Consider the following 12,922-nt stretch of genomic DNA (forward strand, 5'->3'; position numbering starts at 1 on the left):
ATCATTTAAAAAATTTGATAATAAGCACTTCGATCAAAAGAAAAAATAGTGCTAAAATAACAAACCATTTCCAAAGCTCGGTTATACGATTATCGTCTTTCAGTTCTTGGAAAAGGGTCGTTATCGAATTATGTATGCTCGCGGGATCGACCTGGTTCAAATCCATAAAACCAAGGTCACTTTCATCCCGAGGGTAATTGAAACTTATTTTTTTCAAAGGAGTCATATTTTCTGAAATAGTATAGACACCATCTTCGGTGGGGTTATCTATAAAGCTTAAGGAAACCTTATTCGCCAACGTCTTTTGTTGGGGTATGAACTCTTGGTCGCCTTTGGAAACTTTAAGAATATGGTCTTTTGCCATTTTTCTTGAAACATCCATATTTACAGAGCCGTTCATGACAAAATACAATGGAGGGGGTTGTAGGCTGTTGGTCCCCATTTTCAGGAAAGTGGGAACGATCAAAGGGGATTGTTGAAAGTTGGAATTTTCGATGGTAAGTGCGGCCGTAAACAGATAAACCCCATTAGAGCCCACTAGGAATGCCTCACCGTTTTGATAGGTCAATGCTTGTTGGGTGTTCGACTTTAACTTATAAAATTGGTTTACTTTCGGATATTGGAAATTATCGATGCTCTTTTCAAACACCCCTTCATAAAGTGGGTGGCCGAAAGTTATTTGTGTAATCAGGTTTTCTGATTTTACCCCTTCAGTGATAGTGCCCAAGGATAAGGGGCCTAATAATTGGTTGTATGAGTTGATATCGGCATTAATGGCAGGGATAATGGTTAGGCTACCTCCATCCGCAACAAAAGATTGAATACTCGAGATAAGGGAGTTGGGAATGTTCTGTAATTCATTCAGTATAATCAAGTTTTGATTTTCAATATCCCGGTAATTCAAATTTTTCAGGGAATAGGAAGAAAAAACGAACTCGTCTTCGGAGTAAATACGCTGTAAATAGTTTGAGGGTGTTTTTTCAATGGCCAAAACCTTTGGCCTGTCCTTTTCATCAATGTTAAAATAAAGGTGATTATCATAGGGGAGCCCCTTATCGGTAATCACCAATTTTCCCGAAACCACTTCAGAAGCCGGCAGGGTAAAGGTAGCTTCACTTTTTCCGTTATTGAAAAGGGCAGCGGTCTTAGCGATCAATTTATCATTGTTATACAAAGAAACCGGGGTCCTTTCTACATCTGGAGATGCTGAAAACAAAGCAGTTATATCAATAATGTCAATTCCGGATTTGCTAACGTAGCAGCTGTCTATGGTTATATTTTCTAAATCCGTGACCGGTATTTTCACAAGGTGTTTTTGCAAGGTGCTGTCCGTTGTGTAGGATTTTGGGGAAATACGGTTCTGAAAATCGGAAACGATGATCAGGTTTTTGATGGTGCCTCTATTTTTTGAAAAGAACGTGCCGGCCTTTAACTCAATTTCTTCCAAACTTAATTGATTGGGTGTAGGGGTAATCCTTAAGAGTTCGTTCTGAACTTCCACTAAACGAATGTCCTTATATTCGTTGGTATTGGTAAATAGGCTGAAAGTGCTTTCCGGGGGTACGGATTTCAGTATATCCTGCACCGCATTGTTCATCAGGGTCTCATCCAGATGCTTTGCCCACATGCTGAATGAATTGTCTAAATATATGACTGTTTCCTTGGTCAACAATGCTTTTGTATTGGCCAGAAAAGGTCGGGCAAAAGCTAGGATCAGTGCTGCATAGAGTAAAAGACGTGTGCAAAGCAACAACCATTTTTTGAGGGAATTGCTCTTACGGGACTCGGAAACGATTTTTTGTAACAGCTTTACATTCGTAAAAGGTGTCTTTTTGAATCTTCGAAGTTGAAAAAGATGAATGAATATAGGAATCAGTAGAAGAAAAAAGGCCCAAAGAAGTTCTGGATATTTAAACTGCATTCCCGATTTTGGTTTGACAAATATATGAAGTATTCAGAAATTGATCGTACTTATTCATATTTAAATTCAACAAAAGAAAAAATAGTCGTTCATCGGTGTTCGGTCCAGGCCCTTAAAGAAGGTTTTAATCGCTTCCTGTTCCTTTTCATTGGCCACCGTAATGATGTTCTGTGGATTTTCAAGTTGGTTCAGAACTTGAAAATGTTGCAGTTTTTTTCCGTAAATATCCTTATTGATCTTTTTAGGGTTATCGCAGATCCATTCGAAAGAAATATTTTTGGCCAATAGCCTTTTGGCAATGGTCTTTCCTTTGTTCCCGGCACCCCAGACAACTAAAGGCCTGTTCGCTTCATAATCGAGCTTTAGGAAATAATGCAATTTGATATCCAGAAAATAATTGGCCGCATAGTGTTCACTGGTGCGGGAAGTGCGGTCATCGTAGTCGCGCCAATGGTGTAAAACCTTGCTGCATGGAATACATTCGAGTTTATTTTCATAAAATCGGAAGGTTAGGTCATAATCCTCGGGATAACGATCGGGTTCAAAGGCCCCACAACGATTTAAATCTTCCCTAAAAGCCATCCAACAGGGCGAAGGGATTACACATTCTTTATATATTTCGGTGTAATTGCTTCCCTTTGCTGTGAGTTCGTTCAACCATTTTTCATATCGGGCATACCCGTTACTGATGCCCCGATAGCTAAAATAGGCCACCTGTCCTACCGCCAAATGTCCCATGCCTTTTTGAAGCAATAGGTTGACCATGGTACCGATCTTATCTAGGGTCATGATATCATCGGAATCCATTCGTGTAATCAGTTCACCGTGGCAATTGTCATATGCTGTTCGCAAAGCGGCAATGATTCCCGAACCTTGGTTTTTAAGTAAACGTATTCTGGAATCTTTCAAAGCGAAACGATGTACGAGATCGTAACTGTCATCTGAAGAAGCATCATCAATCGCCAAAACCTCCCAAAAAGGATAATCTTGTTGCAGAATCGATTCTATACATTCCGGCAGGTAGGCTTCGGTATCCTTAAAAGGAATCAAGATACTTACAAGGGGTTTTTGCATGTCCGCAATTTATGAAAAAACCCTCATTGAAACATTCATTTTGTATTCACCGTACGATAAATTCCATTGGTCTATAGCAAAGGGCGACTTACCACTTACAAGCAAATTTAATAACGATACGTCTCTAGTTTTGTGGGTAATAACATCCATCTTAAAATAAAAAGTAGGAAAATACGTTATAAAAATTCATATTTATCTGATGATCTTAAAACTGTAAAAATGACAACCAAAAATACACTGTATCTTTTCATATTCCTTTTATCGATTCTAACGGCTTCTTGCTCAAAAAATGAATTTGAGGAACCGCAAACAGAAGCTGTGGAACCGGAAGAGGAAACGACCGAATTACAGATTACCCAATTGGTGATTCCGACCGACTTTGATTTTGCTACCCAACAAAATATTACGGTAACGATCAATGATGCGAGTCCGTATGTGCGTTATGACCTCTATGCCTATAACGATACGGATGAGGAAAGTGAAGAAGTAACCTTTGAAAATGAAATTGGGGAAACCGTTACAGGCACTGAGTGGCAATTTGATTTATTGAACAGATTGGTGTTCTCAGCTGTTCCCTATAATGGGAAAATAGAGAAACAAATAGTACTTCCTACCTATTATACCAAGGTTTATATTCGTAGAAAGGAACAAAATAAATATTCATCCGAAGTGGTATCCGTGGTCAATAACCGTATAGATTATACCCATGTTAATTCATCAGGGAAGACCGCGAAAGCAGGGGTTACGGATTACCTGTATTGTGTGAACGGGGGAGGCGAGTTGTTCCAGGTAGATCCCTTGGATGGTTCTTATACACCGCTTTCAACCATGCCGATGGGAAGTTATACCGCGGCAATAGATCAAGAGAACAAGGTATTGTACAGCATAGGTAAAAGTTCCCCTTATCCTTTAATGAAGTATGATATCGCTACCGAGGAATGGAGCACTGTTAATGACTTGGGTTATGGAGGTCCTCGTTTGGCCTATAATGATGAGGATAGGTTACTTTATTTCTCGGATAACAGTGGTATCCTAAAAATAATAGATCCAATAGAGGGAGTTACACTTTCCTCATGGGAAATAACAGGCTTGGATAATACTGGTGGAGGGGATTTGGCTTTTGATCCCGAAGGAACCATTTTCATGTGTACTTTTTCAGGATTGTATGAGTTGGCGCTTACTGATGATAGTTATTACAGTGCCACCCGTATAAGTGCCGATAATCTACCGTTCAACCCTACTTCCATGACTTTTGATTCCAATGATGAGTTGTGGTTGGCCACATCCAGTTCCGATTCCGATCTGATCATTATGGATACACAGACCGGCGGATGGGAATATAGATATGGGGTAAACGCGACTGGATCGGAACCCATTGGGCGGGCCATAAACGACTTAGCCACTTTCAGGGTATTTTCCGAAGATGATAAGTTGGTAGACACCGATGGGGACGGAATCGTTGACGGTGATGATGAATTTCCGGATGATGCGGATAAGGCATTTGAATCTTACACACCAAGTAAATATGGTAATGGAACCTTGGCTTTCGAAGACTTATGGCCGTTTCAAGGGGATTATGATTTTAATGACGTGGCAGTCAATTATAAGGTAATCGCTGTTGAAAATGCCGCAAATGAAGTGGTTCAGGTCAATTTTGAAATAACCTCAAAAGCCAATGGGGCAGGTTTCACCAACGCATTCGGTATAGAATTCGAGAACTTATCCCCATCGATTATCGCTTCGGTTACGGGGCAGGTACTCAATGAAGGTTATATAGATCTGAATGCCAATGGTACAGAGGCCGATCAAGAAAATGCCGTGGTCATATTTTATGATAATAACTATTCCGTCCTTAAACAGGATCTGGTTATTTCAATTAAATTCACGGAACCCATAGAATCGGGTAAATTAGGTACGGCGCCTTTCAACCCCTTTATTATCGTAGATAAGGATAGGGAGGTTGAGGTTCATCTACCCTATGCGAAACCTACATCCTTGGCCAAGAATTCTGAAGTGATCGAAGGGAATAATAAGGATACCGATAAAAATTATGTTACCGATACCGGTTTGCCTTGGGCAATTAATGTGGTACACGATTTTAAGGTGCCAACGGAAAAAACAGCGGTCAATAAGGCTTATAACCATTTTGATACCTGGGCCACATCTGGCGGAGTGGACAAAGCGGATTGGTACAAAGACAGTGCGGGGTATAGGAATACCTCAAAGCTGGCCGATTAAAAAACAATCATTTACTATCATTACCAATAAACAAACCCTGACATATTCGTCAGGGTTTGTTCTTTTTAATGGTAAGGTATTATTAAAAAAGAAGCGAAATTTTAAGGAAATAAACAGATTCTATGTTTTTATTTGGGAGATATCCAATATATCTATATATTGCTATATTAGTTAAAAAGAATGTAAATGGACATATTAAAGGAGGCGGCAGAATTTGAGAATGCCAAGATGAGTAACATGTCTACTAGTGATAGGGTAGAGGCTTCGAGGGAAGCAAAAAGGTTGATTTTGGGTATAAACGAAATATATAAGGAAACCAAAGACCCGGAGCTTATGGAAATCATGAAACGATTGACCGCAAAAAAGAAAAAAATAGAAATACGATTGAAGGGAAGACCCGATCAAGTTATTTGATTCGTGATGTTCCCTATCTGGGAAACAGGGGGTGCGCAATTCCCGAATGAACGCACACATAAAATACGGTAAATTCTTATTCACTTTTGACGAAATACCATTAATCTAATGGGTGGTTATTGTATATTTTTATAATCCAATTATAAAACCAATATCATGTTTTCACCTATTCAGAGAATAATAGTTTGGATCATACTTTTCTGTGTTTCCCAAATGTTTTCACAAGACCCTGATTTTCAGATTTATCTTTGTTTTGGACAATCCAATATGGAAGGTTCGGCCACGATAGAGGAACAGGATAAAACGGTGGACGAACGTTTTGTTATGATGCCTTCGATGGACTGTGAGGAACAGGGGAGGACCATGGGTAATTGGTACCCTGCAGTACCCCCATTGAGTCAATGTTATGTTGGCCTTTCACCTGCCGATTATTTTGGGCGTACCATGGTCGAAAAACTTCCCGAGAACAAAAAAGTAGGCGTGATCAGTGTGGCTGTTGGCGGTTGTGATATACGTTTGTTCGATAAGGACATCTATAAAGAATTTACCCAGACCTACCCCGAAGATTGGTTTCAAGGAAAGATCGCAGGTTATGGAGGCAATCCATACGATCGTTTGATCACTTTGGCCAAGCAAGCCCAAAAAGAAGGGGTGATCAAAGGTATATTGCTTCACCAAGGAGAAACCAATACCGATGACGAAAAATGGCCTGCTTACGTGCAACAGGTATATACCAATATGTTGAACGACCTAGGATTAGAGGCCAGTGAGGTTCCTCTTTTGGCCGGGGAGGTAGTTCATGAGGAACAAGGCGGCAGATGTGGCAGAATGAACGCCATAATAGATAAACTGCCCGAAACGGTGCCAACGGCCTACGTTATTCCTTCTAAAGGATGTGCCGTGCGGGAAGACGATATACATTTTAACTCAGAAGGTGTTCGCGAAATGGGAAGGCGTTACGCAGCGCAAATGTTGCAGTTAGAGGGCTATTGATATCGATCCTTTTTTGCTAAAAAAATTCAAAAGTCCCACAAACACCTTGTTGTGGGACTTTTTTTGCTTTTTCTTGAAGTATGCCCAAAGAAATGGATTTACTTGCCAAGCTACTTTTTGATGATAACTAGGCCTCCAAGGTTGACAAATGTTTAAGAACCAGTTTTCATGAAATCTTGATTTGGACTATTTTAGAGTAACTGTGTTATAGCGCGTTTTGATGAAGAAAAGTGCAGGTTTTGGATCAAGGTATTCAATACTTTTTTAGTACAACCTGATTGGTGTACGGAATCAATGGTGGTGTATGGATTTAAAATAGAGAATGGCAATTTGGTTGACTTTTGGAGACAAGAAGCAGGTTGATCTCAGTATATTAAGAATAATAGGGTCAAAACCAGGTACAGTCCTTCCCGTGTTCTGAACATTATTGTCAATGTGGCAAAAAAAGCGGGGATACATAGAAGGGTTACTCCTCATATGCTAAGGAATGGTTTCGCAACCCATTTGCTTTAGAAAGGTACTGATATCAGGCATATTCAATTAGTACTGGGTCACGGGTCTACAAGAACGACCGAAAGATATACCCATGTGGTGGATAGGTCATTTATGAAATAGAAGATTTGTTATCTTAGGCGTATAATGTATATATGATCAATGATCATATTCAATTGTTGTAGCCAATATGAGAAAACACCTTTTCCAAATATCAATTATCGGATTTCTAATCCTGATTTCTTGCCAAAAAGAAAAAGAAATCACTATCGAAAATGATGATTTTAAATGGACTATTAATATTCCGAATAACTTTAAAGAAGTTTCGGAAAAGAATTGGATTAAGGTTAAGTCAGATGGAATGGAATCATTCGAAAAAGTATCTGCCCAGAAGGTTAAAAAAGAAGATATTGAGAATACTTTATTCGCTTATAAGAATGGACAATTCCACACTTTGGAATCAAACTATAAAATAATCAATACGACTGAAAATTATATAAAAAGCAATAAAGAACTGAATACTGTGACGTACGAATCTTTGAAAAAAGCAATGTCAAATACGGAATTAGATTCTTTATCATCTAAACAAGTGATAAGCGGAATGGAATTTGACACTTTCGAAATTAATTTTGACTATCCGAATGGTGAAAGACTTACGACAAAGAGTTTTAGAAGATTGTTTGGAAATAAAAGATTTACAATAAACATAGTTTACAAAGATGAGGCAATCGGAAAAGAGCTGATTAACTCAATTACAAACTCGAAATTTGAATAAATACTGGCTACAACACCGTATTTAATTTATTGCTAGTTCTAGCCTACTTACGAAAATCCTCTCGGATTTTATATTCGATTTTTATTTGCTAAATTAGGTGTTTAAACCACGCAACATACCATATACAAACACGTTACCACACATTTGAGAAAACCGAACTAAATGACAATTTGGACTATATTGTTTATAATTATTGGAGTTTATGTATATCTGACTTATACTAAAATTGAATTTTTAAATTTAAGAACTGGATGCAAAAAAATATCAGCAGAAGTTGTGGAATATAGAAAAGAAAAAGGACCAATGCGGAATGATTATACGGAATTGGATTACCCTTATGTGAAAATTGATTTAGAAAACAAAGAATACACGATTAGAAGACTGAAATACGCTAACAGTATGAATAAACCATTTGCCATTGGGCAAAAAGTTGATGTATTTTGGTATGGAAGCGACCTTTTGTATTGGAATGCTTATGATAACGGAATTAATAAATATTTGCCTAATAAATGGAATTTACTGAACTGAAAAGCTTGCCGAAAAATAAAAAACGTGTGGCAACACTGGTAACTGTTGCACAAGCCCTTAATTCCTGCATAAACGGATTCATATAAGCCTTCTTAAGGGGCTTTTTTCATTGTGTCCCAGTATTGCAAGGTCGTTTTCGGGTACCGTACCAGGGTTAAAAAAAGTCGTAGAAGACAATTTTCACCAAATATGCCGAAACAAGCATTCCCGCCCCGCTTTTCGCTCGTTTTCCAATGAATTTCAGGTATTTCTTCAGGTTGTAGGCGATCGCCAACTGGAAACTCGCGAACAGTTTTTCCTGATAGTCCTTCTTGCCTTGCATACCTAAAGTTACGATCCATTTCCAGATCGGCAATGATCCACAATGACTATTTTCTTAACTTGTGCAACAGGCACAAAGCCTAAACGTAATGCCCTTCAGGACACTGCGCATAGTCAGGTCGTAGTGTTTCATTGAATGTAAACTGGAATTGTCGAATTAATAGTTTATATATGCGAATATCTCCTTAAAATTATATTTTATGTAAGAATAGATAGTTTTTAATCTACTTATATTATGTATATTTGTCATATTAAGATAAAATATAACAATGCTTAACCTTATTCCGACAGAAAAAATTATTGAACGTCTTCGCTATGAAAACCCATGGTGGATCACCAAAGAGATTCCGAACACTTATAGCTCCATGTCTAGGAGGTTATATTTTGACCTATTTTATCCGTTCGTAACTGAAAGAAGAATTAAAAGAGCGGTAGTCCTGATGGGACCTAGAAGAGTTGGTAAAACAGTGATGTTATTTCATTGCATTGAAAATTTACTGAAAGAAAAAACAAATCCTCACAAATTATTCTTTATTGGAATCGATAATCCTATTTATGTCAATTTAAGTCTAGAAGACATATTAATTCTTTGCAAAGAGTCCTTGAACCTTGAAAACCTTGATGGTTGTTATGTTTTCTTTGATGAGATACAATATTTGAAAGATTGGGAAAGGCATTTAAAAGTATTGGTTGACTCTTATCCCGAAACTAAGTTCATTGTTTCTGGCTCAGCGGCAGCTGCATTAAAATGGCATAGCACAGAAAGTGGTGCAGGCAGATTTACTGATTTTTTGCTGCCTCCGTTAACATTTCAAGAGTACATCCATTTGAAAAAGTTGGATCATTTAATTTTTCAAGGTGATATTCAATACGGAGACAAGGATATACCATATTGTCTAACTCATGACGCCAAAGCATTAAATAAGGAATTTATTCATTATTTAAATTTTGGAGGCTATCCGGAAGTTGTATTCTCTGATAGAATTCAGAGTGATATGGGTAGGTATGTTAAAAACGATATTGTGGACAAAGTTCTACTTCGTGATTTGCCTAGTCTATATGGAATCAAAGATGTTCAAGAGTTAAATAGATTTTTCACATATATAGCTTATAATACTGGAAATGAATTTTCCTATGAAACTATGTCAAGGGAAAGTGGTATTCTAAAAGATACGCTAAAAAAATATTTGGAATATTTAGAAGCAGCTTTCCTAATTAAGGTGTTAAATAAGGTTGGCGTCAATGCTAAAAGATTAAAAAGAATAACGAGTTTTAAAGTATATCTTACCAATCCGTCACTCCGTACTGCTCTATTTTCGCCAATAAGTGAAATTGACCAAGAAATGGGAAACATGGTAGAAACAGCAATTCTTTCGCAATGGATGCATAGAGAACAATTGGATTTAACATATGCTAGATGGAAGGACGGAAGACAAGATGGGGAAGTAGATTTGGTTCTAGTTGATGAAAAAAATTATAAACCCGTTTGGGGAGTAGAAATTAAATGGAGTAATCGATATTTCGATAAGCCTCAAGAATTAAAAAGTTTAATTAAGTTTTGTGATGCAAACAAACTCGATTCCGCTGTTGTAACCTCTATTGATCAAATTGGCACAAAAGAAGTAAAAGGATTGAAATTTACATATCTTCCTGCTTCAGTCTACGCTTACAATATTGGGGAGATTACACTTAAAATGAAAACTGGTAATTAACAAAACGAAAACACAACAAAATGTATTTTGCATGGCTGCCCTTTGGACTAGCAACAGCACCATACACAACCGTGGGCAATAGGCCGAAAATCGAACTAACTTTAAAATTCAGGCAACCATTTAAAAAGATTTTACGTCTATATAAATACAAACGGACTTGAATTGTAAAACTTTAAAGGATATGTTAGAAAACCCGAAAGTGAATATCAAAATTAAACTTGCTTCTTTATGGGCTTCAGCAACTTTCTGTTATTTATATGGAGATTATTTTGAACTCTACACACCAGGAAAAATAGACAGTTTACTTTCAGGCGAAAATATTTTAGATAGTCCTACCAAATTATTAATAGCCTCAATGATTTTAGCAATTTCATCGGTAATGGTGGCACTCTCAATTATCCTAAAACCAAGAATAAATCGTGTTCTTAATATTGTATTTGGAATATTGTTTACTATAATGATGTTATTCATTGGATTCAATTCAAATACTGAATGGTATGGTTTCTATGTGTTTTTAGCATTTTTAGAAAGTATTATTACTGCATTAATTGTTTGGTATGCTTGGAAATGGCCTAAAGAAAAATAAATACTTTAAGGAAAAAGTTTGAACAAATTAAGAAAAGAATATAAGCTAATTGCCAACAAAGGTAACCGATGCTCAAGCCCTTAATTCCTACATAAACGGATTAATATAAGCCTCTTCAAGGGGCTTTTTTCAATGTGTCCCAGTATTGAAAAGGCGTTTTAGGGTAACGAATCGGGGCAAAAAAAAAGTCGTAGAAGACAATTCCCACCAAATATGCCGAAACAAGCATTCCCGCCCCGCTTTTCGCTCGTTTTCCAATGAATTTCAGGTATTCCTTCAGGTTATAGGCGATTGCCAATTGGAAACTCGCGAACAGTTTTTCCTGAGAGTCCTTCTTGCCTTGCATACCTAAAGTTACGATCCTTGTCCCGATAGGCAATGATCGACAAAGACTTTTTTCTTAACTTGTGCATTAGGCACAATGTATAACCGCAATTACGGCGGGTTAGACTACGTCCGAATCCACTCGGAATTGCTACATCATCGCAGAGTTATGACAGATTGCCATCGGGATAGGGATGAGAGGTCACTGGCAAATAACGCCGCTACGGCTTTTCAACGCAACATATCAATCCGCTATATACAATTTATTCACCGTTGCTTGCTAATTTTGCGGGTGTTCATCGGTCGATTTGCTCGGTGGTACACGCCATTTTATTCCCAATATGGTCGAAAACCTTTTAAGGTTTTCATTATATTTCCATAAAATAACGTGGACTTCACATAGCGCTGTGTTGTACATAATTTAACAGAATGAACGTAAAATGAATTTAAATAAATCAATTGTCACAAAACTGATGTACCTATCCGGAATAATGAATATAGGTGGAGTATTAGTTTTATCCAGATTTTTTTCGAATAAAGCAATTAATCAAGCTGACCCAGTAGTAATGTCCAATTTTGGATTACTTATGATAGTTGTTTGGGGACTTGTATTTTTAGCTATGGCACCTAAATGGAACTATCTTAAATGGGTGATTGGAGCATTCGTAATTGAAAAGTTTATTTACGGTTTTATCTGGACTAAATGGCTAATGAATAATAACCTTTCAGATGTATATGAACAGGATACGATGGCTGGAATTTTCTGCACTATCTATGGAGCGAATGATTGGTTTTTCTGCATATTTTACTTGACTGTTTTTATTTACTTAAGTAAAACTCAAAATAAAGTAATCTGATAATATTAAAACTATGTACAACACCGGTAACCGTTGCACAAGTCCTTAATTCCTACATAAACGGATTTATATAAGCCTCCTTAAGGGGCTTTTTTTTATTACTTCATTAGTATTGGACCGTAAATTTCTGATGGCCTTATCCTTTTTAAGACAACTATAAATTCAACAATTTTATAACAAAGACCTATTTCTATTAATATATTATCTTTAAGTCAGTAAGCGACAAAACAAATTGAGACCATACGGAGTATTCATAAAACCACAAAAATGAAAGTAACACTTATAAGCATCCCAGTCCGTGATCAAGAAAAAGCCCTGCGGTTTTATACTGGGAAATTGGGCTTTATAAAAAAGAAGGACGTACCATTAGGTGAGGGTAATCGTTGGTTGACCTTGGTGTCAAAAGAATGGCAAGATGGACCGGAATTATTGTTGGAACCCGCCCCAAACCATTTTGAACCGTCAAAAGTATATCAAGATGCATTAATGAAGGCCGGGATTCCATGGACCCAATTCGATGTGGAAAATATTGATGACGAATTTGATAGATTAACGAAACTTGGGGTGGAGTTCAGTGTAAAACCAACCGGAATGGGGACGGTCAAAGTCGCCATTTTTAATGATACCTGCGGAAATAACATTCAACTTGTTCAGGTGTTGGAAAGCACTACGACTTAAGATTTCGAC

General features: G+C 37.4%; 14 protein-coding genes. 10 read left to right on the plus strand and 4 right to left on the minus strand.

Translation table 11 applies throughout. The features are described from left to right. Position 1: 1 nt before the first annotated feature. Positions 2-1,921, minus strand: a complete 1,920-nt coding sequence (locus tag GJ691_RS10770) for a BatA domain-containing protein (protein ID WP_154366745.1) — start codon at positions 1,919-1,921, stop codon at positions 2-4. 66 nt (positions 1,922-1,987) lie between these two features. After that, on the minus strand, positions 1,988-2,995 hold the full coding sequence (locus tag GJ691_RS10775) for a glycosyltransferase family 2 protein (protein WP_154366747.1): 1,008 nt from the start codon (positions 2,993-2,995) through the stop codon (positions 1,988-1,990). A 219-nt stretch (positions 2,996-3,214) separates the two neighbouring features. Here GJ691_RS10775 and GJ691_RS10780 point away from each other — a divergent pair, with 219 nt between their 5' ends. The 6 genes from GJ691_RS10780 to GJ691_RS10805 all read left to right on the plus strand — a co-directional run bounded on the left by GJ691_RS10780 (position 3,215) and on the right by GJ691_RS10805 (position 8,435). Continuing rightward, positions 3,215-5,233, plus strand: coding sequence for an LruC domain-containing protein (locus GJ691_RS10780; protein ID WP_154366749.1), 2,019 nt, complete (start codon positions 3,215-3,217; stop codon positions 5,231-5,233). A 186-nt stretch (positions 5,234-5,419) separates the two neighbouring features. After that, positions 5,420-5,647 (plus strand): hypothetical protein, encoded by a 228-nt coding sequence (locus GJ691_RS10785; protein ID WP_154366751.1) that lies wholly within the window; start codon positions 5,420-5,422, stop codon positions 5,645-5,647. Between the two features lie 156 nt (positions 5,648-5,803). Further along, positions 5,804-6,640, plus strand: a complete 837-nt coding sequence (locus GJ691_RS10790) for a sialate O-acetylesterase (protein ID WP_179955096.1) — start codon at positions 5,804-5,806, stop codon at positions 6,638-6,640. 435 nt (positions 6,641-7,075) lie between these two features. Next, positions 7,076-7,153: a hypothetical protein gene (locus GJ691_RS19860; protein ID WP_343033479.1), complete on the plus strand. Its 78-nt coding sequence runs from the start codon at positions 7,076-7,078 to the stop codon at positions 7,151-7,153. A gap of 169 nt (positions 7,154-7,322) precedes the next feature. Continuing rightward, positions 7,323-7,907 (plus strand): hypothetical protein, encoded by a 585-nt coding sequence (locus tag GJ691_RS10800; RefSeq protein ID WP_154366753.1) that lies wholly within the window; start codon positions 7,323-7,325, stop codon positions 7,905-7,907. Between the two features lie 162 nt (positions 7,908-8,069). Beyond that, positions 8,070-8,435, plus strand: coding sequence for a hypothetical protein (locus GJ691_RS10805; RefSeq protein ID WP_154366755.1), 366 nt, complete (start codon positions 8,070-8,072; stop codon positions 8,433-8,435). 154 nt (positions 8,436-8,589) lie between these two features. Here GJ691_RS10805 and GJ691_RS19540 read toward each other — a convergent pair whose 3' ends face one another. After that, positions 8,590-8,757 (minus strand): hypothetical protein, encoded by a 168-nt coding sequence (locus tag GJ691_RS19540; RefSeq protein ID WP_179955097.1) that lies wholly within the window; start codon positions 8,755-8,757, stop codon positions 8,590-8,592. A 268-nt stretch (positions 8,758-9,025) separates the two neighbouring features. On the opposite strand from GJ691_RS19540, the gene GJ691_RS10810 reads away from it, so the two are divergent. Both GJ691_RS10810 and GJ691_RS10815 read left to right on the plus strand, forming a co-directional pair. Next, positions 9,026-10,468, plus strand: coding sequence for an ATP-binding protein (locus tag GJ691_RS10810; protein WP_154366757.1), 1,443 nt, complete (start codon positions 9,026-9,028; stop codon positions 10,466-10,468). Between the two features lie 181 nt (positions 10,469-10,649). Beyond that, positions 10,650-11,054: a DUF6326 family protein gene (locus GJ691_RS10815; RefSeq protein ID WP_154366759.1), complete on the plus strand. Its 405-nt coding sequence runs from the start codon at positions 10,650-10,652 to the stop codon at positions 11,052-11,054. 115 nt (positions 11,055-11,169) lie between these two features. Here the strand turns inward: GJ691_RS10815 and GJ691_RS10820 are convergent, their stop codons facing one another. Then, a complete protein-coding gene (locus GJ691_RS10820; protein ID WP_154366761.1) occupies positions 11,170-11,400 on the minus strand; it encodes a hypothetical protein in 231 nt (76 codons plus the stop codon). Positions 11,401-11,818: 418 nt separating this feature from the next. Between GJ691_RS10820 and GJ691_RS10825 the strand changes: the two genes are divergently transcribed. Beyond that, positions 11,819-12,235 carry a hypothetical protein gene (locus GJ691_RS10825; protein WP_154366763.1) on the plus strand — a complete coding sequence of 139 codons (417 nt, stop codon included), beginning with the start codon at positions 11,819-11,821 and terminating at the stop codon, positions 12,233-12,235. Positions 12,236-12,502: 267 nt separating this feature from the next. Further along, positions 12,503-12,913: a VOC family protein gene (locus GJ691_RS10830; protein WP_154366765.1), complete on the plus strand. Its 411-nt coding sequence runs from the start codon at positions 12,503-12,505 to the stop codon at positions 12,911-12,913. Positions 12,914-12,922 lie beyond the last annotated feature (9 nt).

It is taken from the genome of Maribacter luteus, assembly GCF_009674825.1.
In the GTDB taxonomy this organism is placed as follows: Bacteria; Bacteroidota; Bacteroidia; order Flavobacteriales; family Flavobacteriaceae; genus Maribacter_A; species Maribacter_A luteus.

Excerpts from the sequence above, each read along its gene's own strand:
- GJ691_RS10810 (WP_154366757.1), top strand. The coding sequence starts at position 9,026 with ATGCTTAACCTTATTCCGACAGAAAAAATTATTGAACGTCTTCGCTAT.
- GJ691_RS10775 (WP_154366747.1), bottom strand. The coding sequence starts at position 2,995 with ATGCAAAAACCCCTTGTAAGTATCTTGATTCCTTTTAAGGATACCGAA.
- GJ691_RS10770 (WP_154366745.1), bottom strand. The coding sequence starts at position 1,921 with ATGCAGTTTAAATATCCAGAACTTCTTTGGGCCTTTTTTCTTCTACTG.
- GJ691_RS10790 (WP_179955096.1), top strand. The coding sequence starts at position 5,804 with ATGTTTTCACCTATTCAGAGAATAATAGTTTGGATCATACTTTTCTGT.
- GJ691_RS10825 (WP_154366763.1), top strand. The coding sequence starts at position 11,819 with ATGAATTTAAATAAATCAATTGTCACAAAACTGATGTACCTATCCGGA.
- GJ691_RS10815 (WP_154366759.1), top strand. The coding sequence starts at position 10,650 with ATGTTAGAAAACCCGAAAGTGAATATCAAAATTAAACTTGCTTCTTTA.
- GJ691_RS10800 (WP_154366753.1), top strand. The coding sequence starts at position 7,323 with ATGAGAAAACACCTTTTCCAAATATCAATTATCGGATTTCTAATCCTG.
- GJ691_RS10780 (WP_154366749.1), top strand. The coding sequence starts at position 3,215 with ATGACAACCAAAAATACACTGTATCTTTTCATATTCCTTTTATCGATT.
- GJ691_RS10830 (WP_154366765.1), top strand. The coding sequence starts at position 12,503 with ATGAAAGTAACACTTATAAGCATCCCAGTCCGTGATCAAGAAAAAGCC.
- GJ691_RS19540 (WP_179955097.1), bottom strand. The coding sequence starts at position 8,757 with ATGCAAGGCAAGAAGGACTATCAGGAAAAACTGTTCGCGAGTTTCCAG.
- GJ691_RS10805 (WP_154366755.1), top strand. The coding sequence starts at position 8,070 with ATGACAATTTGGACTATATTGTTTATAATTATTGGAGTTTATGTATAT.
- GJ691_RS10820 (WP_154366761.1), bottom strand. The coding sequence starts at position 11,400 with ATGCAAGGCAAGAAGGACTCTCAGGAAAAACTGTTCGCGAGTTTCCAA.
- GJ691_RS10785 (WP_154366751.1), top strand. The coding sequence starts at position 5,420 with ATGGACATATTAAAGGAGGCGGCAGAATTTGAGAATGCCAAGATGAGT.